Raw genomic sequence first — 25694 nt, forward strand, 5'->3', positions numbered from 1 at the left:
AGCTTATGTCCTAAAGTACCTTCTTTGTATTCTTTTACAACCATGAGCTTAAACTCATCACTATATTTAGCCATAAAAAACACCCCAAGAGTCAGATTTTCCTCTAACTTTTGGGGTGCATTACATTCAAAGGGGCCCTTTTTTGTCTGTAATTTTTTAAATAAGGAATTATGAAATTAATTCAAATGTAAAGAAAATGTGTAAAAAAGCAAAAATAGTAAAAAAATGTAGACAATTTGTCATTTTATCGTATTAGAAAGATAGTAATAAATTATTTTAGCGAAAGCGGTTAACGGATTGTTACATAATGGATAAAATTCCATAATATCTTAAAATTTTAATCAAAAATCTTAAAATCTTTAATTTATCAAAGAAACCGTTTTCATTAGAATGAAATCAAGATAGGAGAAAATCAGATGGATACTTCAAGTGGAGTTACTGAAACGTCGGTCGAAAGCAAAACGGTGAAAAAAAGAAGATAACCAAGGGTAATATTGGCCTTGGTATCGAACGAGTAAGGAGAGGGGTATCAAAATGTTTTCTTCAAAAGTAAAGAAAGGAATCAGTATCGCTTTAGTAAAGAAAGGAATCAGCATCGCTTTAGCCACGACGTTGGCGTTTTCATCATTCGGGTACGTGCCGGTTTTCGCTAATGATTCGCCGAAGTCGGCGGCTTCTAATGAACTAGTTGCCAACGAAGCCGGAACCTGGTTCGAAACGGCATTTGCTACGTGGACGGGCAGAAGTGAGGCAAAATATGAAGTATATGTGAGAGGGACTAATGTCATTGACTGGCGCGACGGTAGTCAAATTACTGGCTGGTTAGAGGATTGGACATTAGTAAACGACTCGGCAAACGCGAAATTGGTGCGTGTTGTCGATCCAGCCAGAAACACTTGGCGGGTCGATATTCCAGGCCTACCTCAAGGTGAATATGAAATTCAGGTTAGAGACGAGAATGGTACTATTATCCATACATTTACCAATCTTAAAACATGCTCTTTCGTGCGTAATGGTGCGGCATTTTTACCGTCCAACGACAGCAATGGTTTTTCCGGAAGTAATGATTTCGCACTTGATGGGGCAATCGGCGGATACTTACCCGATGGACGAGTGGATCCTAACGCCACGATTATCTATGTGACCCATGAAAATATGAGGGAAACCCTTGCTGGTCCTAATAATAGTACACCAAATGTCATTGCAAAAAGAGAAGGTGCACCTAATGAGAAAACACCTCTTATCATTCGATTTTTAGGCACTGTCGGATCTTTTGAAAGAGTTAATACGAGCGTTTCAAACTCTGGAACTCAAGCGCCTCCGGGAGTGGATTCCAACCGTATGCTTAGGGTTAATTCTGGAAACGGAAACATTACGTTTGAAGGCGTTGGTCCTGATGCCACGATCTTTGGGTGGGGTATAAACACCGGGGGGTCTCACAATGTGGTAATCAGAAATCTTACATTCGGCCAACAATACGCAAGCGCCATAGTTGCTAATGGGGGTGGCGTAAATGTAAGGGCTTCTAACGTGTGGATTCATAACAATACCTTTGGATACGGGCAGAACAGGTATCTTGCATTAGGCCACGACCCGGACAATGCCAAGGGAGACGGCTCAACAGATATATCAAATAATTTAAGAAACTACACGGTTTCTTACAATCACTATGAAGGAAGTAGCAAAGCCATGCTGATTGGCGGCAATGCCAGTGAAATGGACCCTCACTATGGAACTATCGATCACAATTGGTTCGAAGGCTCGGAAGAAAGAACCCCACGTGTGCGCGGTGGTAGACTTCATGTGTTTAACAACTTGTACGAAGACATTCAGGGACACCCATATCATAATCAGCTAAAAGGAAGAAATACAGGTTATGGTATTGGCGCGGGCCACAATGCCAACATATGGGCGGAAGGGAATATTTTTGACAACGTCAATTTCCCGTTTATTAGAAGCCGTCAGGGTCATGCAAGAGGATTTGCGCCTATTGATTATTTACCTGGACCTGGTGAATCCGATACCGCTAATGCTGGATTTAATCATTTATTTGGTGACCAACCCGGCTTTATCATCACAAAAGAGGTAGTAACTGAAGGCGATTTCCCTGAAAGTGTAGAAGATTTTAGAAATCCTTCAGATGTAATGACTTATGGCACCGGCGAAGATGCTATTAAAATCACGGACGCGGATCTTGATAGTCTTAAGCAGGCGGCTTTAAACCTTCAACCAAACATTGTGTATGATGGGCCTCACACGTTCTTTGATCCAAAGCTTGACATTGGCGTTGTGGTTGCCAAAGGTTCGACCACAACTAATCCTCCTATGACAGCTACCGGAGGCAACGTCCTTGCGGCGCAATTGGATTGGGCATTCAGACCAACAGACAATACCAAGGTATGGTCAACAGAAACTTCAGATGACGTGGCGGCTTTGAGAACTCATATTGAAACATATTCCGGCGTAATGCCTAAATTGGCTCCTACAGAAACTCCTGTGGCTCCTATTATTTCAAACGTCGTAATCAACGACCAAAGTATTTCCAACAACAAGGTTGTTGTCTACGATAATACCTTTACTATCGATTGGGAGAACAAGGATGTCTTAACTGAAAGCTATGAAATTCAGTGGGATCAAGGTAATGGTAAGTGGAAAACACTAAAACAGGTTGTGCACAATGCCCTCCCTAAGAGATATATTACCCAAGACATCGATCAGTTCGCTCATTTGAAAGCGATACTTGCAGAAGCTTCAAATGGCGAGGTCTATCAATTCAGAGTCCGTGCCCTTAACGCCTTTGGCTCCAGTGAATGGTCAGATGTGTTTGTGGTGGATACAGTAAAGGAAGCAATTCCATCGGCAGTAGTCAACAATCTAAATGGTAATGAAAATGAGTTGATCATTACGATTAATGAAACTTATTTCGATGGAACGACAAACGACGCGGATCCGCTGAAGGCAACGCTGAAAATTAAAAACAACTCGGCTGGAACCTATAAAATAGGCCGATATAACGTATACGTTGATACAAAAGGCAATACACAAGTTCGCGAGATTTATATTGTAGAATAAGTAGAAAAAGATTTGGCTTTGCCTTTAGGTAGAGCCGATTCTTTTTTTTTGCGTCGATCTATGCATCTGTTAAAATAACAATAAATTAAATTGATTTTAAAGGTGTTGTTATTTTTTTGGAACAAGCGAGAATGTACAGAATATCTCTACTATTAATTGTAGTTTTTATGGTGGCTGGAATATTATTATGTATTTTTTGCCTTTTGGGTTTAAGGGATGCCCCAATTGTGCTATTATTGTTGTTTATTTTTTCAATTTTTACTATTGGTTATTCCATTTACCTTTGGCGAAAAAGAAATGAAGGCAAAGGGTTTTATTGGGATGATGAAGGAATTGTAATTGACCTAAAAGGTAATAAGATTTATTGGGACGAAATTGAAGACATTCAGTATTTTAAAAGTAGTTCTGCCAGTTTTTCAAAGTCTACTGTAATTTATCCTCATTATACAAATCATGAACAAATAAGAATTCGCCATAAGAAATGGATGCCAAAAACCGCACATTCAATTGATTGGATTTTAATTGAAAAGCCAAAGTAGTACCACAAAAACTTGATGCAAGTTTGGGAAGAAAAAAAAGTTTTACGAAATTAATGTCAAACCTTTATTGGATTCCTTCTTCAACTATCTGGTGCAAGAGTTGAAGAAGAAGTTCGCTGCGGCGATCTTTTTGCTTGTTGAACTAACTAAGAAGGAAAATCCTTGAGATTTATGGATGGTTCTTATTCTACCAGCGGGGCAGGTTTGTTAGTACAAAAAAAGACCAAAAATATATACTAATTGGTCTTCTAATTGTTATCTGATTATATTGTTTCTCCCGTCAACGGAACCCGTTACCATTCTTGTAACGTTTTATTTTTTAAGTAAGAGATTCGTATTGCTTATATAGGTCTTTTAATGCCGCAATCAGGGCATTATTTGCTTTTCCTAAATAGCCTTTTTTTAACTGATCAAGAGGGAGTTCTATTCCATTGCGTAAGCTATGGCCTTTTAGGAGCCTGGAGACATACTCCCTGCCATGTTCGGTAGCCAGTGTACAGGAAGCATCCACAATTACTCCATAATGTTTATCGATTTCGGCCGTAATGGTTAATGTTTCAAAAACATTTTTGGCAGCCATGCCCGTAGGAAGCTTAGCATGACCAGCGATAAATATTGTATTCATCTTATTCCACTCCTAAAATCTACAAATGATGCTAACACCTTACATATTTGCGTTTGAAACCAAGCTTTCCTCTGTCTATTTCTTTTTGAATATTTTCGGAAGCAAGCAGGATACTGCTTTTTTTCTGGTCCCGCTTAATTTCAACTGGACCAACAGCCTTTGCGGTTTCAACCGCTTTCTCATGAAGCGGTAAATAGGATACTCCGACGGTATAAATAAAATTACTCATCGCAGACTTTGTTCGATCAGGAGAATCGTGAATTGTCTTTTCTACCTGATCGAGCATTTTGGCAAGCTTGCTTGGGTTAAATTCACTGTCTTTGCGATTACCCAATAGCCAGCAATAACAGCTCCATCCAGCTGACATTTTCAGTTCTTCACCGCTAGCAATCCATTTATCTGCCACAGTTTGGGCAATGTCGGTTTCTGCCAAAGTTACGGCAACGACATAATCGGAAATCATATAAAAATACGCCGCATCGATCCAACGGTCAAAATCTGCCTCCGTCATTGCCTTTGGGTCTGCTATGACACCTGCAAAATACATAGCATCGTAATTTCCGGTGGCGTAAAGCTCCTCGGCCAAAGGCTGATTTTTCTTGATTTGCTTTGCGAGCGGCTTCATGGCGCCTGTAGCCACACCAAAAAGCGGTTCGTGTGCACCATTGCTTATGTACATTTTTTTAAGTCGTTCCTTGCCGAGTGCTTCCAGTTCCTGCATAACCAATTCGAAATCCATTGTTTTGCACTTCCTTTCTCCAAAAGCATATCTTCATAATTTCTTGAAATTAATTCCGTATTCCTGCCAAATTAAAAAAAGTTGCGCCATTAACAGCATTCAGAACGTATATTCGTAATATACCATTTATTCCACATGTATGGAAGAATAATAAGAAAGGCAGGTCAAAAAACAAGCTCGGAATATTTAAAATAAAACAAGCATAGAGATATTTGGTAGTCTTCATTTTAGAAAGTTTTGGAAAAATTACCAGGTCAAAAGGAGTTTTGATGATCTAGGCAGAATAATATTGATAGCGCTTACAATTAATAACTCCAATGTACCATTTTATTTTAAGGGAGTGATTTGAGAATGGCTTTAAATCAACAAAACGTTCAAGTGTTGGATGCTGTTGTAGTTGGGGCTGGTTTTTCTGGATTGTATATGCTGCATAAACTGCGGGAGGCCGGTTATTCGGTTCGCGTTTATGAAGCAGGGGAAGATGTCGGGGGCACCTGGTACTGGAACCGTTACCCTGGCGCACGTTGTGACATTGAAAGTATCTACTATAATTATACTTTTTCAGAAGAGATTTTGAAGGAATGGACATGGTCGTCCAGATACGCTGAGCAGCCGGAAATATTAAGCTACATAAATTTTGTGGCAGATAAACTGGATCTAAGGCGGGACATTCAATTCCAAACACGGATTACCGCTGCCCGTTACAATGAACAAAACCGTAACTGGGAGATTCGCATGGAAGATGGCACAAGAGTCATCGCTGAGTACTTTATCACCGCGTTAGGCTGCCTTTCTTCATCCAACATACCAAAGTTTAAGGGAGTAGATTCCTTCAAAGGCGAAATGTATCATACGGGAAGATGGCCGCATGAAAACGTCGACTTTAATGGCAAGCGTGTAGGAGTGATTGGAACCGGCTCAAGCGGAATTCAAGCGATCCCGATGATTGCAAAAGAAGCTGGCCACCTCACCGTCTTTCAGCGGACCCCACAGTACAGCTGTCCGGCGCAAAATCATTCGCTTGACTCAGAAACAATCGGACAAACACGTGAAAACTATGGAGAACTGAAAAAACTCATGCGTTTCTCCATGCATGGTGTACCGTCCGGACCACGGATGCGATCCGCCCTGGAGGATTCTCCAGAAGAACGGGAGCGACTATATGAAAAGGCTTGGCAGGAGGGTGGATTATTCTCTCTTACCTACAACTACAATGACATCGGTATACTGCCTGAAGCGAATGAAACCGCCGCATCCTTTATCCGCTCCAAGATCAAGCAAATTGTTCAAGACCCCGAAGTAGCTCAAAAGCTAATGCCAACCTATTTTTACGCTACCAAACGACCAATCATTGATACCGACTATTTTGAAACCTATAACCGAGAAAATGTCTCACTTGTTGATATAAAAGCTGCTCCTATTATGGAAATTACCCCAAATGGAATCAAAACGGCAGAGGCGGATTACGAACTGGATGTACTCGTGTTTGCAACCGGCTTCGATGCCATGACAGGTCCATTGTTTAACATAGATATTCGCGGGAAGAATGATCTTTCGCTAAAAGAGAAGTGGGCAGACGGCGCTGAGTTGAAGACGTACCTGGGACTCGCAACCTCATGCTTCCCGAACATGTTTATGCTGACTGGTCCGCAGAGTCCATCGGTACTAAGCAACATGATGGTATCTATTGAGCAGCATGTGGACTGGGTTGCGGATTGTATTGATTATCTTCGTGATCACCATTTGGAAGCCTTCGAGGCAACCGTAGAGGCAGAGGAATTCTGGAGCCAGCAATGCCGGGCCATCGCTGACATGTCACTGTTAACCAAAACAGATTCATGGTATATGGGAGCCAATATTGAAGGCAAGCCGCGGGGATTCCTTGCCTTTGCCGGCGGGGTCGGGTTGTATCGTATCATTTGTGATGATGTAGCGGCTAGGGGCTATGAAGGGTTTACTTCCGTTTTGTCTTCCAAAGGTAGGGATGAAAGCTTTGTGAAGGAAGGATTTTTTAGGTCGAATATTGATCCGCAAGCGTGGTTTATTTTAAAACAATTAGAATCTGCAGGGGCTCCGCCATTAGAGTTGCTGACTCCTGACCAAGCGAGGCTGGGTGCTGATTTCCGTCTTTTAGCAGGACCTCCGGAAGATGTTGCGAAGGTCGAAAACAGGACGATTCCGGTGCCGGGAGGAGAAATTCCTGTCCGGATCTATACGCCTGCCGGGGAAGGGCCATTCCCTGCATTGGTTTACTATCATGGCGGAGGCTGGGTGATCGGCAATTTGGACACCGTTGATGTACCTTGCCGTATGTTAGCCAACAGGGCTGGCTGTGTGGTGGTATCTGTTGATTACCGATTAGCACCGGAGCATAAATTCCCAACAGCTGCTGAAGATTCATATGCAGCAGTTAAGTGGGTAGCAGAACATGCAGCATCCATTCAGGCAGATCCTGAACGGATTGCCGTTGGCGGTGACAGTGCAGGCGGAAACCTTGCGGCGGTCGTGGCCTTAATGGCTCGTGAGCAGGGTGGACCATCTCTTGCGTATCAAATGCTCATATATCCGGTAACCAATCATTCATATGAAACGGAATCCTATCGTGAAAATGCAAATGGTTACTTTTTAACAAAGAATACGATGGTATGGTTCTGGAATCATTATCTACGTGATGATCAGGACGGTAAAAATCCGTATGCTTCGCCATTATTGGCTGAAGACTTAAGCGGACTTCCGCCAGCGCTCGTGATCACCGCCGGGTTTGATCCGTTGCGTGATGAAGGAGAGGCCTATGCGGAACGTCTAAAAGCAGCGGGTGTACCCGTTGAAGCGACACGCTATGACGGCATGATCCACGGATTCTTCTGGATGCCAGGGGTGTTGGTGCAAGGGAATGCAGCCATCAATCAGGCTGCCAATGCTCTAAAGCATGCTTTTCAAGTTGTAAAAACTATTTGATAGATTGTAAGTTTAATAAAATCATTTAACCCCTTGCATTAGCAAGGGGTTTTCCATTCTTCTCAGTTATCTACTTTTTTAACATCCCACTTAAGATCGTCCGAATGAACTTTTGACTTTCTTCTACAAGGTCAAATTCCTCACCAAATAATGCCCAATCGTATAGGGTGCCTCTCATACAGCGTGTTATCAGCATCGTAATTTCCTGGGAAGATAAATATTTCTTAAACTCCCCATTTTCTTGACCTTCGTGAACAAATGAGTGAACAATTTTAAAAAGAGTCCGATCGGTATTAGAAAGGAATTTTGGCTGATTGGGAATTAAAGCACTCATATATACGGTCCGTATTAAATCGATTCCTAGGCAGTCTTTTAAATAAATCATTTGGGATTTAGTTAAAAGAAGAATTTTTTCATAGGACCCCATTTCCTTTGGGAGTGTTTCTGTGAAATTTTCATAAAACTCGTCGATTTCTTTGAACTTTTCAAGGAAGATTTCATATTTCGAATTAAAGTGTACATAGAATGCACCTTTGGAGGTGTTACTAACCTGTACAATTTCATCCACTGTGACATGATCGAATCCTTTTTTGCTAAAGAGATCCAATGCTGCCGCCACGATCCGCTGCTTAGTTTGCAGTGCTTTTTGTTGTCTTAGAGAAGGGGACATTAGAACTCTCCTTTTGAACTTCACAATGTAAGGGCTTACTTATTATTAAAAAATGAAAACCGATAAAATTCAATACAATTAGAAAAAAAGTTCAGTCAACAAAGATGCGAAAATATTTAAGTTTATCTAATTTTATTATAATTTTGAATATTTAAAAAATGTATTGACGGTACTAAGTCGGTTATATAAAATAAATTACAGACTATAGTCTGTGAAATTCATTTTTAGTTAAAATGTAACCGCTTCATACGAGATGAAGAGACAAAAAAAGAAAAGGGGGAAAAGTCTATGGATATTGTCGGCAACAGGACGTTACGAGATTTGTTGAAAGAAAAAGTAGAAATGAATCGTGATAAAACGTTTCTGCTGTTTGAGGATCAAGACCAAAAAAAGTTCGAACTAACCTACGGTGAATTTGCTGAACAAGTGAATCGTCTATGTGATGTGTTCCTTCAATTGGGTGTAGTGAAAGGCCAACATGTTACCTTGCATCTGCCGAACTGCCTCGAGTTTATGACTTCCTGGTTTGCACTTGCCAATATTGGAGCAATCATGGTTCCAACAAATATTTTGTCCTCTGGAGATGAAATGGAATATATCCTGAATCATTCGGAGTCCGTTCTTCTTATAACAGAAGAAGAGTATTTGGACAAGTTTACCAGTAATCGTAAAAATTTGCCGTATCTAAAAGAGATTTTATTAGCGCGCTACGAAAAAGAAGAATGTGACAAGCAAAATTTAAACCGCTTGATTGCTAATGCCAGCGCAGAGACTCCTACTATTCCTCTAGATTCAGAAGATGTTGCGGCAATGCTTTATACTTCTGGTACAACTTCAAAGCCAAAGGGCGTTCAAATCACTCATGCAAATTATATTTATACTGGTGAGCTAATGTCAAAATCCATTCGTCTGACTCCAGATGATCGGCAATTCATCGTTCTACCATTGTTCCATGGAAATGCACAGTATTATTCTACGATGTCAGCCCTTGTGGTCGGAGCAAGTATTGCCATTACAGAAAAATTTAGTGCATCAAGGTATTTTAAACAGGCTATTGGTTTCGCAGCAACGGTTGGCTCCCTGTTTGCTGCTCCAATCCGAATGATTCTTGCAAAAGAATTTGACCCTGCAGATCGTCAAAACTCCTTAAGAGCTATTTGGTTTGCTCAATCCGTTACGGAAGAGCAATTAAAGAAATTTGAAGAAAATTATCAGGTCAGATTATTGCAGATGTACGGAATGACAGAAACGGTAGGTGTCCCTTTGATGAACCCAATCGATGGATCACGTAAAAACATGAGCATTGGGAAACCCACCATTGGATATGAAGTAAAAATCGTCGATGAAGACGGTTATGAAGTTCAAAATGGTGAAACGGGACAAATCACCGTAAAAGGAGTTCCGGGACGTACCTTGATGAAAGGATATTTTAAAAACCCGGATGCTACGGCAGAGACCTTAATGGATGGGTGGCTGTACACCGGTGATAATGCAAGATTAGGAGATGACGGTTACTTTTATTTTGTAGACCGTATTAAGGATATGATTAAGCGTGCAGGAGAAAATGTTGCTGCTAACGAGGTTGAAAGTGTTCTTGCTGAACATCCGGAAGTATACGAAGCGGCTGTCATTGGAATCCCTGATGAGATGCGTGATGAAGCCATTATCGCCTATGTGATTTTAAGAGAGAACTCTTCCATTTCAAAGGAAGAAATGATTCTTTATTGCCGTGAAAGGTTAGCAAAATTCAAAGTACCCGATACGATTGAATTCATTGATGAGTTTCCTCGCACCTCAGTCGGTAAAATTCAAAAGCACATTTTACGAAAAAATTACCTAGAGGCAGCTCAAACTTCCTGATAGCCATAATTTTATCTATTACAGCTATTATTCCTATTTATCTATGTGAAAACATTGAATCTTATTCAAAGCAGATATTGCTGAAAGGGGTAGCTTTATGAACAAAGCTCGTGTTCTATTTGCAAGCGTTTCTGGGTCAGTCATTGAATGGTATGATTTTTATTTGTATGGTACTGCTACTGGATTAGTATTTTCCAAACTCTTTTTTCCAAGCGCAGATCCTGCCATCGCACTTCTTTTAGCTTTTGCGACATTCGGAGTAGGTTATGCAGCGAGGCCAATCGGCAGTCTGATTTTTGGCCATTATGGCGACCGTTTAGGAAGGAAAGCCAGTCTCATGTTAACGCTTCTCGGAATGGGAGGCAGCTCCTTGCTTATTGGTCTCGTTCCGACCTATGAACAGGTTGGACTCTTAGCCCCAATTATTTTGGTTCTCCTTCGTCTGATCCAGGGAATTGCCCTTGGAGGGGAATGGGGTGGAGCTGTTTTATTGGCCACTGAATATGCACCAAAAGGACTTCGTGGACTTTATGGCTCTATTCCTCAACTCGGTGTCCCATTAGGATTAGTACTTGGGACGTTTAGTTTTACCTTTATTAGTTCAGTAACGACAGATGCGCAATTTTTGGCATGGGGCTGGAGAGTTCCGTTCCTTTTTAGTGCAGTACTCATTGTTTTAGCACTTTGGATTCGAAACGGTATTGAAGAGACGCCTGCTTTTAAGAAGCAAAAAGAAAGTGGGGAACTGGCTAAGGTTCCCGTTGTCGAAACCTTTCGCAACAATGCGAAAAGCGTCTTTCACTTAATTGGTTTGAAGCTTGGTGACGGAATGTTCAATGTTTTTTCTATGTCTTTTATTCTTGTCTACGCCACTACACATTTAGGTTACTCTAGAGAAGTTGCCTTAACCGGTGTCACAATCGGCTGTGCCACCATGATTATTACAATCCCGTTAATTGGTTATCTTTCCGATTTTATTGGCAGGAAGATTATTTATATCAGCTCATTAGTTGCGTTCCTTGTACTTGCGATTCCTTACTTTAGCAATATTTCAAAGGGACCTATTTCTTTCTATTTTATGCAGGTTATTCTCTTGGGAGTTGTCTGGGCGGCGATCTTTTCTACACAGGGAACCATCTTTTCAGAACTGTTTCCTGCGAAAGTACGCTATACGGGGTTATCATTCGGTTACCAGGTTTCCGCCGCGCTTGCCGGTTTTGGACCAATGATTTGGACACCAATGCTAGAAAAGTTTGGACCTTCACCAATGGCCTTTGGGGGATTGATGATGGCCGGGTTTGCTTTTTCTCTCATCCTTTCATTTTTTGTGCCTGATACAAGAAAGATTTCGAAGTATGAGGATAGTAATGTAAAACCAATTAATAATAAGAAAATATCAATCTAATAAGTTAGGGTAGAGAAAATTCCATCAGTGTTTATCCGCTGGTGGAATTTTAATAAAAAATAATTGCCATGAGGGAGAGTACCGAATGAATAAAGTTGCAGTATCAGGATTGGGGATTACCCCGTTCGGAAAACATGAAAACACCTCATTAAAAACCTTACTACTTGACGCTTGTCTGGATGCATTAAGGGAGGCAAACTTCCCTAAAATAGATGCGGTTTATATCGGAAATTTCATGTCCGGTTCTTTATGCAATCAAGAAATTTTAGGAGCAATCACAGTGAATGATTTGGGGTTGGGGGCTATCCCAGCTGTTAAAGTAGAGGGAGCTTGTGCGTCAGGTGGCATTGCTTTTCGACAGGCATTCCTAATGATTCAAAGTGGTGAATATGAACATGTTTTAATAGCTGGTGTGGAGAAAATGAAACATGCCACAACAGAGGATTCGACAAGGGCCATAAATGCAGCAATGGATAATGATTCGAATGAAAAACATGCCGGATTGACCTTCCCAGGATTTTTTGGCATGCTGGCCAATCGATATTTTTATGAAACGGGTGCATCAAAGAAGCATTTAGCAATGGTTGCTTTGAAAAATCGAGAGTACGCGACTAACAATCTTATTGCACAATTTAAAAGCCCGACGAGTTTGGAAGAAATTATGAATGCAAGGATTATAACTGATCCTCTAGGCCTATTTGATTGCTCCCCCACAACAGATGGGGCTGTTGCTATTGTCCTTTCAAAAGGAGAAAAAGGGGTAATTGTTCGGGCATCCGCACAGGCTTCTGGTAGTACCCAGTTGCAGGAGGCAGAAGATGTATTAAGTTTTCCGGCGATAAAAGAGTCGGCGAATCGTGCCTATCAAATTGCCGGGCTTGGGCCTGAGGATATTGATGTAGTAGAATTGCACGATTGTTTCTCGATGACTGAAATAATAGCCATTGAAGAACTAGGCTTTTTCAAAAAAGGTTTTGGCTGGGAAGCAGTAGAGATGGGACTAACAAAGCATGGAGGAAAAGTACCTGTGAATACAAGCGGTGGTCTGCTTTCTAAAGGGCATCCGATCGGGGCGACTGGTCTTGCACAAATCTATCAAATTGTTTCCCAGCTTCGCGGTACAAGCTGCAATCAGGTAGAAGGGGCAAACATTGGATTGGCTCAAAACCTTGGTGGTACGGGGGCCTATTCAACCGTCCATATATTTGAAGGGGTGAACTAGACATGGAAATGATTCAAGTATATGAATGTGCACATTGTGAAAAAAAGTTTGTCCAACGTAAATGGATTTGCCCAAACTGTAAAAATAACGAATTTCTTCAAAAAAATATTAGTGGTGAAGGAAAGATTTTTTCACATACTACGATCCATGTTTCTTCAAAAGAGTTTTCTCATCTCACCCCATATTCAGTCGCCTTAATAGAATTATCAGAAGGACTTCGAGTGATTGGACGGGTAACAGATCAAGTTGCGATTGATGATAAAGTAAAATGCATTTCATATTTTGACAATACTTTTGTATTTGAAAAATGTTAATTGCAGAAGGTTAACTCATGGGCCGTTTCCTTTTGGAAACGTCTTTTTCTTTTTCACTTTTACTAGTAAATGGATTTATTTGAAAATTAGTATGATAGTAGTATTATTTTGGTAATAACTAGTGCATTGAGCATGGTTTCCTAATATACTATAAACTGAATTGGAATGACCTTTTAAAAAGTACCAAGAAGAAATTCGGAGGTTGATTTTAAATTGCTGCTGTCCTGTGAAGTTCAAAATGAAACAGTATTAAATGTAAATCTCAATAAAAGTAAAACCGTATTTATCATTCCATTCACGTTAAAAGAAGATTATAAACAACTTCATGAAACGATTATCAATAGTGACTGGGATTTCCCAATAAGGTTTCAAGGACAGTTAAATATGATTCCTCTATCATACAACCATACAGTTGCTTACATTTGACGAGCAACCGTAAAGTTACATATCCTTGGCAGGTTACTACAGGGTTGCTTATATTCAAGGAGGTAAGATATGGATTACATTTCACCGAAAGAAGCGGTGTTAAAGGTGAAACGGTGGCCAAAAGATACCGTAACAGCGGGGCGTCGTCATACCGTTGGACTTAAATCGGACGGTACGGTGACGGCTGTAGGTGATAATAAATATGGCCAATGTGATGTAAGCGGCTGGCGCGATATTGTGGCGGTCGCGGCTGGTAATGTTCATATGGCGACCAACACGGGTAATGCTCATACAATCGGCCTTAAATCGGACAGTACTGTGGCGGCTGTGGGTTGGAATAAGCATAACCAATGCGAGGTAAAAAACTGGCACGATATTGAAGCGGTTGCGGCGGGTTGGTGTCATACCATTGGGCTTAAATCGGATGGCACGGTGGTAGCAGTGGGCCGAAATTATGAAGGTGAATGCAATGTAAGTGGCTGGCAGGATATTGTGGCGGTCGCGGCGGGTGACTGGCATACCATCGCTCTTAAATTGGACGGCACGGTGACGGCTGTGGGTAATAATCGGTACCGCCAATGCAATGTGAGCGGCTGGTCCGATATTGTGGCGGTTTCGGCGGGTTATCTTCATACAATCGGTCTTAAATCGGACGGCACGGTGACGGCTGTGGGCTTGAATAAACATGACCAATGCGATGTAAGCGGATGGCGCGGTATTGTGGCGATTGCAGCGGGTAGTAGTCATACCATCGGCCTTAAATCGGACGGTACTGTGGCGGCTGTGGGTTGGAATAAATATGGCCAATGTAATGTTAGTGATTGGCGTGAAATTGTAGCAATTGCGGCGGGTTGTGCCCATACCGTCGGGCTTAAATCGGACGGCACGATGCTTGCTGTGGGCGATAATGAATTTGGCCAATGCGATGTAAGCGGCTGGCGTGACATCCAACTGCCCGGTATTGTGTAAGATTTTTTTATGGACTGAACGGTAATTCCGATCAGTCTCTTTTTATGCTCAGTTGGGTTTATCCTAATAATAAACTTTCAGCTACTTGATATTAATAAAGAAATTTTTTGAAAAATTAACAAATACCTATTATAATAAAAATAATCATTTTTGAGACCAAGTCCTAATATGTAGTAATAATTTAACAAAACTGGAGATAAACCATGCCAATCGAAACGAAACAAAGCAAACCAAGTATTTCAGCCTATTATAAGACACTGAGAATCAAGGACTGTAAAAGCAAGCGCAGCTATTGGAAGCACGTTAGGGGAGTAGATTCAGTCTTGGCCGAGGAACTTGAACCGTTACTTTGCCGTGAAAAGCAGGGGAACTTTTATGAGGTAAAGAATGCTACATTGCCTTTCAGTTTGGCAGTGGAATCATGGACGATGTCCTATCATAAGTCTATCCTGACTTGGATTAACCAGCAAAAACAACTGAAGCCTAAGCGAATTTTGGAAATCGGTTGTGATAATGGGTTATTGGCATGCTGGTACGCTACTCGTTTTCCGGATGCGGAGATCATTGGAATCGATCAGTCGGAGAATGGAATTCAGTGTGCCAACGAGTTGGCTAAGCAGCTCGGACTTGCAAATGTGAGCTTTTATCGAATCGATTTTTTGGATTTAAGGGAACGTTTTTTGATGAATTCTATTGATCTCATTATTTCTGTGCGAACCTTTCATGAAATTATGGGGCCTATATTCTTCCCAAAGTATTGGTCGCTGCCAGATTACTTGAAAGAAAATCCAACTTATGGAAACTGGAGATACTTACATGTAGTCGATGATTTGTTAACTGCGGATGGCACCTATCTCTCTTTTGAGCGATTGGAAAATCCCGCAGACCTTGGGAAATGGGCAAATTCACTGAACCAAGCAAACCTGCATGTCCAATGGGATGAATGCGACTTCATCGACTATAATGAGTTTGGAACGGATAAGCGTTCGCCGATTGTTGTGGTGACAAAAAGGGAGACAGGATTAGCAACCCTAGAAGGTATGGAGTACTTTTATACGAAAGATCATTTAATAGTATTAGAGGCCGGGAAATCTTACAGCGGGGCAAAAGCTGAGTTTGCCTACAATCGGTTGGGGAAGAAAACATTTAAATCAGGCTATTATCTGGATGTGCCCAACCACTGGCATGTGTTTCGATTTGAAATTTGGGAGACGAAGGGTTTTCTGCTTGTCTATAGTTATGGAAACATGGGGCATCGTCACTTGGATATTCTTCCAGCAGGGGCATACGTAGACGCCCAATCGCTGATAAAAGAAGCAATGGGGCAGTTTAGTCACTTGGGACCAATGGTTCAGTATGATAATTTAGAAGACAATAAATATATTATGTTAACTGACTTACCGCATTAAAGATCTAAAATCTGTACTCGGTATTCTCCCATCATTTTGGAGGATTTACCGGGTATTTTTATTGTACGAAAGGATAGAAATCCTTTTCCAACAACAATTTTTAGGTTAAATTTATTTTAATAGGAAATACGGTTTGAATTGGATGGTGATCGTGTATGAAGGAAACAAAAAAGCTGCAAGAAAAAGATTTGTATAAACCAATTCAGACATTCTTTGTAAATGAAGGGTATGAGGTTTACGGTGAAGTAAAAGATTGTGATATGGTTGCCGTTAAAGGTGAGGAGTTAGTAATAATCGAATTAAAGCTTACGTTAAGTGTTGATTTACTTATTCAGGCCGCTAAACGTCAGCGGTTAACAGATCAAGTTTACATCGCCATTCCAAAACCAAAGAATCGGTTAAATTCCAAACGCTGGGCCGAAAAATGCCATTTAATTAGAAGGCTGGAGTTGGGATTAATTGTGGTTTCAAGCCCAGGAAAACGGGCAAAAGCAGAAATCATCCTTCACCCAACTGCGTTTGACCGGCGTAAAAGTATGGGGCAAAGCAAGTTAAAGAGAGAATCTGTTTTGAAGGAAATCAATGGCCGAAGTGCTGATTTCAATGTTGGCGGAAGCAATCGCACTAAAATCATGACAGCCTATAAAGAAAAATGTATTCAAATTGCTTGTTACCTACAGCAATTTGGTCCCACATCCCCCAAAAACTTAATCAAAATGGGCACAGGAGACAAAACTTCATCCATTCTCATTCAAAACTATTACGGCTGGTATGAACGGATCAAGAGAGGGACCTATGTCATAAGTGAGAAGGGCAGTGACGAAATAAAGGAATATCCTGATCTTTTGAAATATTACTTGAAAGATAGTTTAAGTGAGGAAAAGCTAACATGAATTTCCTATAAAGATTAGAAATATAAGGGTGTCATCTATAAGGGCTCTAGCGACCTCCAAATTAACAAAATTGGACAGCTGCGTTCTCTATAAGGGCTATAGCGGAACTCAAAACTGACAAAAATAGCACAGCCGAGTCCCCTATATTGGCTGTAGAGGACTTGGACCTGACAAAATAGCACAGCCGAGTCCTCTATAAGGGCTATAGCGGACTCGAAACTGATAAAATAGCAAAGCCGAGTCCTCTAAATTGGCTATAGCGGACTCTGACCAGATAAAATAGCATAGCTGTGTCCTCTAAATCAGACACCTTCTTTGATTCCCTCAAACAATCATTTCCCCTATAGTATGGCACCAGTCAAGCTTCCTTAAAATGAGCCAGGCAATGTCGAAATTGTTGATCCGCCACGACATAAATTTTACTGTAATAGGACTTTTTGATTAAATATTGTGAAAAATGTGGATTTTTGGAAGAATAAGCAGGATTTTTGGTTTTTATAAAGGAATATATTAAATACAAATAATAGATAAAAAGTAGTGCAATATTTTTCATCAATTCTATCAAGGTTCGAAAGAAGGTATACGAATGATTGAAAATTTCTTTGCTGACTATAAAAAGTTTATTGTTGTACCAGAAGATGAAAAGCGATTGGTGAATGAAGTTTTTGACCCCAAAAATTTTGCGGCCTATTATATCTTAACTTTGTCTATTTTTGATTCTCGTCTAGCGACCTGGAGAGATGCAAGTAAATTTGATATTGATATTGAAAAAAGCATCAAAACAGTCCTGAGGGATTTCAATCAAAATCACCATAAGAACTATCATCTTCAATTACTGGAATTAGATAAGTTTAAAAACTATTTCATTCTGGCCTTATCTTCTAAAACAAAATTTAATCCAGGGGAAGAAAAGGACCGAATCTCTTTTATTATTGATCGATTGCTGACGAATCCTTTTTACGTAGCCCAAAACTGGTTCAATCTAATTGGTGAGAAAGGGAGAGTGGAACGTAAACTTTTTTGCTGTTCTTTTAAGGAATATATAGAGGAAGACAAAAGGGATGAAAACATCAGTGAACTAGTCCCTAAACATGGAGAGATTAAGCTGATTAAAAACTCACCAAAAAGAGAAATTCTATAAAATCGTCCACCAGATAAATTAGCCTTCCGTAAAGGAGGCTTTTATTTTAGATTGGAGCACATCCAAGAAAAAACCTTAATTATTAAAAATTTTCACCAATATTCTTTCCAAAAATAAAGACCACAGGAATATAGCGAACTCCATTGGTAAACATTCATAAAGAAGAACTCTTTAAGAGATGAGGAAATATGATGATTGTCATTGAAAATGATTGGTTAATGGTCGATATAGCAAGAAATGGGGCAGAAGTACGTAAAGTGAAGCATAAGAAAAATGGACTGGACTATATGTGGACAGGGGATAGCGCCTATTGGGGACGTGTTTCTCCGGTCTTATTTCCGATTGTTGGCCGGTTAAAGGAAGATCACTATTATCTGAAAGGTCAAACCTACAAGATGTCACAGCATGGTTTTTTGCGTGATGTTGAATTCAATGTGGAAACGCAAACTACAACTACCGTTTCTTTTGTGTTTGAATCTGCTGGTCGTTTCATAGATATTTATCCTTACGAATTTAAAGCGATTATTCGTTATATGCTCAAAGAGGATTCACTTCTTGTTCAATGGGAGGTTGTCAATGAAAACCAGGAGGAGATGTTTTTTTCCATAGGCGCCCATCCTGCCTTTAGGGTTCCGCTTGTAGAAAATGAAGCGATAGAGGACTATAGTTTGCACTTTACTCCTGCTGCTAATAAGAATGTGATGGAATATGAGCTTAAGAACTCCCTTTTACATGAGAAAGGAACGGCTAATGATATCTCATCGATGCAGCTAAAAGCTTCCTTATTTGCCCATGATGCTCTAGTTTACAGTAATATTAATCATATTACCTTGATATCTAATAAATCGAGTCATGGAGTGGAAGTCGTGTTCGAAGATTTCCCTTTTGTGGGGATTTGGTCGAAATATAATGATACCGATGGTAAAATGGCGCCGTTTGTTTGTATTGAGCCTTGGTACGGCATTGCCGATCCATATCATTCAACTAGAAACTTGAAGGAGAAGTTTGGAATAAATAAGCTTCAAGCAGGAGAAACCTTCAAGGCTGAGTATAAAATGAAATTCACATAATGAAAACGTTTTTAATACAAAATATTCAAAAAATATTGACAACTATTTGAAACGGAGGTAAATTATATATTAACAATACAAAAAGTATAAGATTATAAAGTTATAATATTATAAAAAAGGTGACTAAATCATGAAAATAGATAAAAATAATCACGCACCTCTTTATCGACAGGTGGAACAGGTGCTTGAAGAGAAAATCATGTCCAAGCAATGGGAAGTAGGCTATCAGCTGCCGACAGAGCATGAATTATCTGAGCTTTTTGATGTAAGTACGATTACAGTGAAACGAGCTGTCATTGAACTAGTGAATAAAGGATATCTATATAGGCAGAGAGGGAAAGGGACATTTGTAGCTGGCTCCACAAATGAACAAGACATCAACGCCATTTTTTCATTAACAACAGATGAAGAGGAACATCCTCATGAATTAATCAGTTTTTCCATTGAAGATTCAGATAACGAGGTGGCCGAAAAACTGGGTTTGAATCCAAGAACAAAAATCTTTAAGATCAAGCGTGTAAAGATCGATAAACATGAACCAGTTACACTTGAATATACCTATCTTCCATATGAAATTTGTCCCGGTCTCACACCTGATGATATTAATAATGAACTTATTTACAATATTCTAAGAAAAAAATTTCATGTTTCCTTAGGCAGGGCCAAGTTAATAGTGAAACCTTACATTGCCGAAGGGGAAAAAGCAGAAAGGCTGCAAATTGAATCCGGTACACCCGTTTTTAAATGGGAGAGGTTAACCTACACGAAACAAGGAGAGATTATTGAGTACTCGAAATTTTATGACCGCCAGGATAAAACCACTTACTACACAGAAATCAATTTTTAAACATAGACAGACAAAAATTTTTTAAACTATAAAGTTATAATATTATATCTTAAAAGATTATAATATTATATTTTTTTAATAGTTAATTTCTGAAAATTGGCAATATTATATTGATATAAAAATGTTGTCCTACGTTGAAAAGGGGGAGTGGAACAGTTGTAAATACCCTTCACGCTCACAAAGGTAAAAAATGAAATGAAATGAGGAGGAGTTAGGATGAAGAGAAAAACGTTGCTTTTTGGGTTCATTTGTTTATTGCTAGTTGTTGTATCTGCATGTAGTAGTGAGACAGGCAGCACCTCCAAAGAAACGGCTGGAAAAGGTGACAAAACCTTGGTATTGGCGGCTTATGGGGGAAGCTATGAGAAAAAAATGAAGGAAACTGTTATCCCTAAATTTGAAAAGGAATTTGGTGTCAAGGTCCAGTATATTACCGGAAGCTCTGTTGATACCGTATCCAAGCTGCAAGCACAAAAGGCAAAACCGCAAATTGATGTAGCCTTCATCGACGATGGCCCCCAAGCCCAGGCAAAATCCTTCGGCCTTCTTGCACCATTAGATGAAAAAATTGTTACGAACTTAGCCAATGTCTATGATATTGCCAAGGATAAGGACAATGTCGGTGTCGGTTTTGGGATTATTACCACAGGACTTGCTTATAATAAAAAGCTTTTCGAGGATAACAAGTGGGATCCAGTCACATCCTGGAATGATTTAGCTGATCCTAAGTACAAAGGAAAACTTGTCTTACCATCCATCTCTAATACTTACGGAGTCCATATGCTTCTTATGGCTGCTAAGGCAAATGGCGGTGATGAAAAAAATATTGAACCTGGATTTGACAAACTAAAAGAGATTGCTAAAAATGCAGTAACCTTTGATAAAACAGCAGATGTATCCAATTACTTTTTACAAGGACAGACGGTTGCCAGCGCGTGGGGCAGCAGCCGGGTATTCACTTTAAAACAGTCAGGATTCCCAATTGAGTTTGTGATTCCGAAAGAGGGCGCCCCTGCATTAATGTCGACTGTTAGTGTCGTTAAAAATGCTCCGCACCAAGAGCTTGCACAAAAATTTGTTAATTATGTGTTAAGCGAAGAGGTACAAACAGATTTTGCTAATTCTTTATTTGATGGTCCAGTAAATAAGAACGTGAAACTAAGTGGCGATATTTTAGACAAAATTATTTATGGACAAGATGAAATTTCGAAGCTCGTAAAGGTAGATTGGGAATATGTGAATCAAAAGCGATCCGAGTGGACTGAAAGAGCAAACAAAGAAATTGAAGTGGCCCACTAATAAAGGGGAGATACGATGAGCTATTTATGCCTTGAAAATGTAGTGAAGACGTTTAATAAAACAGAAGTCGTCAAAAAAATGAACCTGGAGATCAAGAAGGGAGAGCTTGTTTCCTTTCTTGGTCCTTCAGGATGCGGCAAGACCACGACGCTAAATATGATTGCAGGCTTTTTGGATGTTGATGGCGGAAGTATTGTGGTGGACGGGAAACCCGTTCACCTGCTTCCTCCCAACAAAAGAGAAATGGGCATGGTTTTTCAAAACTATGCTCTTTTTCCCCACATGACCGTGTTTGATAATGTGGCCTATGGACTTAAACTTCGCAAAGTCCCTAAAAGTGAAATCAATCAACGTGTGTTGGAAGCGCTTGAAATGGTCCGATTATCCGGGTATGAAAAACGGTATCCAAAGGAGCTTTCCGGCGGACAGCAGCAGCGTGTCTCATTGGCCAGGGCCTTAGTCATCAAACCAAAAGTGCTGCTCCTTGATGAACCATTAAGCAACCTGGATGCCAAGCTGCGCCAGGAAATGCGTGAAGAAATCGTCGAAATTCAAAAAAAGGTGGGCATTACCACCATATTTGTTACCCATGACCAGGAAGAAGCACTGGCTATTTCAGACCGGATCGCGGTTATGTATGAGGGGAGAATTGAGCAGGTTGACACCCCAGTTGCCATTTATAACCACCCGCAAACCGATTTTGTATCGAGGTTTATTGGAGAAGTAAATCAGATTCAAGGTCATGTTGTAGAATCGTACAACGGGAATCAGTGCAAGGTGTCCTTTCATGGGTATCAGCAGGTCCTTACATGTAATGGTAAGAAAGATGATTTGGTCGACTTTTATCTGAGACCTGAAAAAATCCAAATCTATCAAAAATATGAGGATGGACTTCGTGTTCGGTTGGAAAGAAAAATGTTTTTAGGTGCAAAAACGCGATATATCTTACAACTAAAAGATCAACAGATAATTGCGGACATTTCCAATACTGTTCTAAACCCCGATCAAATACTAGAAGGGCAGGACGTATTGGCTGTATGGAATCCAGAGGAACTATTAGCGACTAAAAAGTGAGGTGACTTCGAATGCAGGCTGAACTGGAAATGAATCAGGAACAAGAGATTCAATTCAAGCAAATGAAAAAGAAAAAGTCGAAGAAAAGGCTTGATTCATGGTTATTATTACTTCCAGCGCTCAGTATTTTTATTTTTTTCTTTTTGCTGCCATTAGTCTTTCTTTTTATCACAAGCTTTAAGACCTTCGATGCATCCACTGGAATTGGTCATGACTGGACCCTTCAGAACTATGCGAAGTTTATTACGGATCAGTTTTATCTCGGCGTTTTATGGAGAACAGTTAAAATCGCTTTAATCACCACATTGGCTGCAGTTGTCATTTCGTATCCAGTAGCTTATCAGATTACGAAAGTTAGAGGAAGAATGAAAAATTATTTAACTCTCCTCGTCTTATCTCCGTTGTTAATTAGCATGGTTATCCGTTGTTATGGATGGGTCATTTTGTTATCCAATAATGGGGTCGTGAATAATGCCTTGATGAAGATGGGCTTGATTGATAAGCCACTTACCTTACTGTATACAGAGTTCAGCGTTGTGATTGGCATGGTCCACGTTTTATTTCCATACATGGTGTTAAGTATAATGGGATCACTTGAAAGAATTGACCCTAGTGTAATAAGAGCTTCGCAAAATCTTGGTGCGGGACCTATTCGAACCTTCTTTTCCGTTATTTTGCCGCTGACTTTGCCAGGTATCTTTGCCGGTTCGGTCATGGTGTTCAGCCTAGCGGTAAGCTCCTTTGTTACTCCGGCCATTCTTGGTGGGCCTCAGGTGAAGGTGATGTCGTTCCTTACATATGAACAGGTTTCGACCATTTTGAATTGGCCTTTTGGTTCAGCTATCGGCTTCCTGCTCATCTTTATTGCAACGATTACTATTATTATTTATAGCAAATTACTTACCAGATCTGAAAAAGGAGTGGCCATTCAATGAGAAAGGTATTACCAAAAGCCGGCTTGAATTTCTTTTGTGTCCTTGTCTACATTTTTCTGGCTGCCCCAATTGTGGTGGTTCTATTATCATCTCTTACCACAACGGAATATATCGTCTTTCCTCCCAAAGGGATCACGCTCCGGTGGTACGCTGAGCTGATGAATCATCCAGAGTTTATGCAGTCCTTCACCCTAAGTATTATGGTCGCATTGGGAACTTCGATTATTTCGACGATCATCGGTACTATGGCTTCGATCGCTGTTGTTCGGTATGAGTTTAGAGGAAAAACTGCCGTTACCCAATTAATTGGTTCGCCCTTATTGATTCCATCTGTCGTATTTGGGGTAGCTTTACTGCAGTTTTACTCTTGGATTGGTTTGGCAGCTAGTCCCGTTGCGTTAGTGATCGGACATTTTATCTTAACGATTCCATTTGTGATGAGATTGGTTGTGGCCAGCCTAGTAGGTTTCGACCGCTCGATCGAACTGGCGGCCAAGAATTTAGGGGCTGGAAGCCTTAGAGTATTCTTTCAAATTACCCTCCCTGTCATAAAATCAGGCGTGATTGCAGGGGCTATTTTTGCCTTTATTACCTCATTTGACGATTTAACTGTTGCTTTGTTTATTGTCAGCACCGATGTCGTCACCCTGCCGGTTCGAATTTATACCTATATGCAATACCAATATGATCCTATTATTACATCGGTATCCAGCATCATGATTTTACTAACCGTTATCTTAATGGTGGTCATTGAAAGAATCCTAGGTGTTGGAAAAGTGTTTTCGTCGAAAAATTAAGAAGAAGGTGTTTGTAATGCATATTCAACAGCATCCTGTATTAGGCGGGCAGCTTCAAAAACCAGTGACAATCTATTTTAATGATCAGCCCTACAAAGCTTATGAACAGCAATCCGTTGCGGCCGCCTTAATGGCTAATGATATTAAAAGGCTGGGGTTAAGCAGAAATTTGGTTCAGCCAAGAGGTCTTTTTTGCACAAGGGGGAGATGCTGCAGCTGCTATATGACGGTAAATGGGGAAGATCATGTCCGAACCTGCATGATCAAAGTGGAAGAAGGAATGAAAATCTATCCGAATGATGAAGATCCGGACGTAAGGAGGGAATTATGTGGAGACTGATATTCTAATAATTGGTGCCGGTCCGGCTGGTCTTTCGGCCGCCTTTGAAACGGCTTCGAAGGGATTAGACGTAACAATAGTAGATGAATCTTTAACAATAGGCGGACAGTTAATCCAGCAAACGCAAGTGATTCCTTCCTTACCTTCCTCGTTTCAGTCGATGCGCGGGTTTGAATTGGCAGCTCATTTAAACAAACAGTTAGAAGAATACGATATTCGTTATTTGCTAGGCCATCGGGTCATTGGTTTTTATAAGGATGGCAGTGTTGGCATTACAGATGAACAAGAAGTATTTGCAGTTAATGCGAAGAAAATCATTGTGGCTACTGGAGCGGTTGAAAACGCAGTCGCCTTTCCAAAATGGACGCTTCCTGGAGTGATGACCATCGGAGCGGCTCAAACTTTGATCAATCGGGATTTTGTTCAACCAGGTAAGGAGGCAGTCATCGTGGGTTCCAGTGATTTTGCCATGGATGCCGCCCTGCAGCTTACTGAAGTAGGAGTTCACGTCAAGGGCTTTATTGAAAAGAATGCCGGCATTCTTTCCAGGGATTTAGAAAAAATAGAGCAGGTAAAAAAAATAGGCATTCCCATCTATTTAGATTCTTTTATCAAGGAAGCTAGGGGAATGGGTGCCGTAGAAGAAATTGATATCCAGATTGGGACACGTGTTTTAACCGAAAAAGTGGATTTGGTTTGTGTTGATGGGGGAAGATCTCCAATCCTTGATATCTTTTACCAGCTGGGCTGTTCCTTTGGATATCAAAAAGAACTCGGAGGATGGGTTCCACAATACAATCACCAATTTCAAACCGACCGTGAGGATATCTTTTTAGCTGGGAATGCCGCTGGAATTAGTACACAGGGAGCCCTATTAGTAACGGGTATGCTGGCAGGCATTAACGCTTGTGAAGCCGTTGGGGCCATAACTAAGACCATAGCAGATGAAGAAAAGAACTTCCTTTGGAAAGAGCTGGAGATTCTTGAAACGAAGTACAACCCAAACATCTGGGAGGCAAGAAACCTGCATATGGAAAATTTTGCGTATCCGGTGATAAAGGAACAATTTCTCTCTTAAGTCAAATAGATG

23 protein-coding genes and 1 pseudogene are annotated in these 25694 nt (G+C 40.4%); 21 read left to right on the forward strand and 3 right to left on the reverse strand.

The genetic code is table 11. The annotated features are described in order from the left end of the window. Positions 1-534: 534 nt before the first annotated feature. Entirely contained in the window at positions 535-3072 is a 2538-nt protein-coding gene (locus LC455_RS29895) for a pectate lyase family protein (protein ID WP_223596535.1), read from the forward strand. A gap of 116 nt (positions 3073-3188) precedes the next feature. After that, on the forward strand, positions 3189-3611 hold the full coding sequence (locus LC455_RS29900; RefSeq protein WP_223596536.1) for a hypothetical protein: 423 nt from the start codon (positions 3189-3191) through the stop codon (positions 3609-3611). 319 nt (positions 3612-3930) lie between these two features. Here the strand turns inward: LC455_RS29900 and LC455_RS29905 are convergent, their stop codons facing one another. Together LC455_RS29905 and LC455_RS29910 are read right to left on the reverse strand one after the other, a co-directional pair. Beyond that, positions 3931-4236: a DUF3870 domain-containing protein gene (locus LC455_RS29905; protein ID WP_223596537.1), complete on the reverse strand. Its 306-nt coding sequence runs from the start codon at positions 4234-4236 to the stop codon at positions 3931-3933. Between the two features lie 31 nt (positions 4237-4267). Continuing rightward, positions 4268-4975 carry a DNA alkylation repair protein gene (locus LC455_RS29910; RefSeq protein ID WP_223596538.1) on the reverse strand — a complete coding sequence of 236 codons (708 nt, stop codon included), beginning with the start codon at positions 4973-4975 and terminating at the stop codon, positions 4268-4270. 351 nt (positions 4976-5326) lie between these two features. Between LC455_RS29910 and LC455_RS32125 the strand changes: the two are divergent. Further along, positions 5327-5965 (forward strand): annotated as a pseudogene (locus tag LC455_RS32125) (flavin-containing monooxygenase); the annotation flags it as partial. Positions 5966-6997: 1032 nt separating this feature from the next. Next, complete coding sequence (locus tag LC455_RS32130; RefSeq protein WP_440446441.1) at positions 6998-7933, forward strand: alpha/beta hydrolase; 936 nt, start codon at positions 6998-7000, stop codon at positions 7931-7933. A 70-nt stretch (positions 7934-8003) separates the two neighbouring features. Here the strand turns inward: LC455_RS32130 and LC455_RS29920 are convergent, their stop codons facing one another. After that, positions 8004-8603, reverse strand: coding sequence for a TetR/AcrR family transcriptional regulator (locus LC455_RS29920; protein ID WP_223596540.1), 600 nt, complete (start codon positions 8601-8603; stop codon positions 8004-8006). 288 nt (positions 8604-8891) lie between these two features. On the opposite strand from LC455_RS29920, the gene LC455_RS29925 reads away from it, so the two are divergent. The 17 genes from LC455_RS29925 to LC455_RS30005 all read left to right on the forward strand — a co-directional run bounded on the left by LC455_RS29925 (position 8892) and on the right by LC455_RS30005 (position 25682). Continuing rightward, the gene (locus tag LC455_RS29925; protein WP_223596541.1) at positions 8892-10463 is read left to right on the forward strand and encodes an AMP-binding protein; all 1572 of its coding nucleotides are present in this window, start codon (positions 8892-8894) and stop codon (positions 10461-10463) included. Positions 10464-10560: 97 nt separating this feature from the next. After that, positions 10561-11868 carry an MFS transporter gene (locus LC455_RS29930; protein ID WP_223596542.1) on the forward strand — a complete coding sequence of 436 codons (1308 nt, stop codon included), beginning with the start codon at positions 10561-10563 and terminating at the stop codon, positions 11866-11868. Positions 11869-11953: 85 nt separating this feature from the next. Beyond that, positions 11954-13090, forward strand: a complete 1137-nt coding sequence (locus LC455_RS29935) for a thiolase C-terminal domain-containing protein (protein WP_223596544.1) — start codon at positions 11954-11956, stop codon at positions 13088-13090. 2 nt (positions 13091-13092) lie between these two features. Further along, positions 13093-13404, forward strand: coding sequence for a Zn-ribbon domain-containing OB-fold protein (locus LC455_RS29940; protein ID WP_223596545.1), 312 nt, complete (start codon positions 13093-13095; stop codon positions 13402-13404). Positions 13405-13617: 213 nt separating this feature from the next. Beyond that, a complete protein-coding gene (locus tag LC455_RS29945) occupies positions 13618-13830 on the forward strand; it encodes a hypothetical protein (RefSeq protein WP_223596547.1) in 213 nt (70 codons plus the stop codon). Between the two features lie 69 nt (positions 13831-13899). Further along, complete coding sequence (locus tag LC455_RS29950) at positions 13900-14799, forward strand: RCC1 domain-containing protein (RefSeq protein ID WP_223596549.1); 900 nt, start codon at positions 13900-13902, stop codon at positions 14797-14799. A 203-nt stretch (positions 14800-15002) separates the two neighbouring features. After that, positions 15003-16208 (forward strand): class I SAM-dependent methyltransferase, encoded by a 1206-nt coding sequence (locus LC455_RS29955; protein WP_223596551.1) that lies wholly within the window; start codon positions 15003-15005, stop codon positions 16206-16208. A gap of 155 nt (positions 16209-16363) precedes the next feature. After that, a complete protein-coding gene (locus LC455_RS29960) occupies positions 16364-17101 on the forward strand; it encodes a DUF2161 domain-containing phosphodiesterase (protein ID WP_223596552.1) in 738 nt (245 codons plus the stop codon). Between the two features lie 586 nt (positions 17102-17687). Beyond that, positions 17688-18242: a hypothetical protein gene (locus LC455_RS29965; RefSeq protein WP_223596553.1), complete on the forward strand. Its 555-nt coding sequence runs from the start codon at positions 17688-17690 to the stop codon at positions 18240-18242. A 188-nt stretch (positions 18243-18430) separates the two neighbouring features. Continuing rightward, positions 18431-19312: an aldose 1-epimerase family protein gene (locus tag LC455_RS29970; protein ID WP_223596554.1), complete on the forward strand. Its 882-nt coding sequence runs from the start codon at positions 18431-18433 to the stop codon at positions 19310-19312. A gap of 130 nt (positions 19313-19442) precedes the next feature. Further along, positions 19443-20159: a GntR family transcriptional regulator gene (locus LC455_RS29975; protein ID WP_223596555.1), complete on the forward strand. Its 717-nt coding sequence runs from the start codon at positions 19443-19445 to the stop codon at positions 20157-20159. 216 nt (positions 20160-20375) lie between these two features. Continuing rightward, complete coding sequence (locus LC455_RS29980; protein ID WP_223596556.1) at positions 20376-21458, forward strand: ABC transporter substrate-binding protein; 1083 nt, start codon at positions 20376-20378, stop codon at positions 21456-21458. A gap of 15 nt (positions 21459-21473) precedes the next feature. Continuing rightward, positions 21474-22532, forward strand: a complete 1059-nt coding sequence (locus LC455_RS29985; RefSeq protein ID WP_223596557.1) for an ABC transporter ATP-binding protein — start codon at positions 21474-21476, stop codon at positions 22530-22532. An 11-nt stretch (positions 22533-22543) separates the two neighbouring features. Next, positions 22544-23467: an ABC transporter permease gene (locus LC455_RS29990; RefSeq protein WP_223596558.1), complete on the forward strand. Its 924-nt coding sequence runs from the start codon at positions 22544-22546 to the stop codon at positions 23465-23467. Beyond that, complete coding sequence (locus tag LC455_RS29995; RefSeq protein ID WP_223596560.1) at positions 23464-24264, forward strand: ABC transporter permease; 801 nt, start codon at positions 23464-23466, stop codon at positions 24262-24264. Before LC455_RS29990 ends, LC455_RS29995 begins: the two co-directional genes overlap by 4 nt. A 16-nt stretch (positions 24265-24280) precedes the next feature. Beyond that, the gene (locus LC455_RS30000; protein ID WP_223596561.1) at positions 24281-24604 is read left to right on the forward strand and encodes a (2Fe-2S)-binding protein; all 324 of its coding nucleotides are present in this window, start codon (positions 24281-24283) and stop codon (positions 24602-24604) included. Continuing rightward, a complete protein-coding gene (locus LC455_RS30005; RefSeq protein ID WP_223596570.1) occupies positions 24594-25682 on the forward strand; it encodes an NAD(P)/FAD-dependent oxidoreductase in 1089 nt (362 codons plus the stop codon). The genes LC455_RS30000 and LC455_RS30005 overlap by 11 nt, the downstream gene beginning before the upstream one ends. The last annotated feature ends 12 nt before the right edge of the window (positions 25683-25694 follow it).

Source organism: Neobacillus bataviensis, assembly GCF_019969725.1.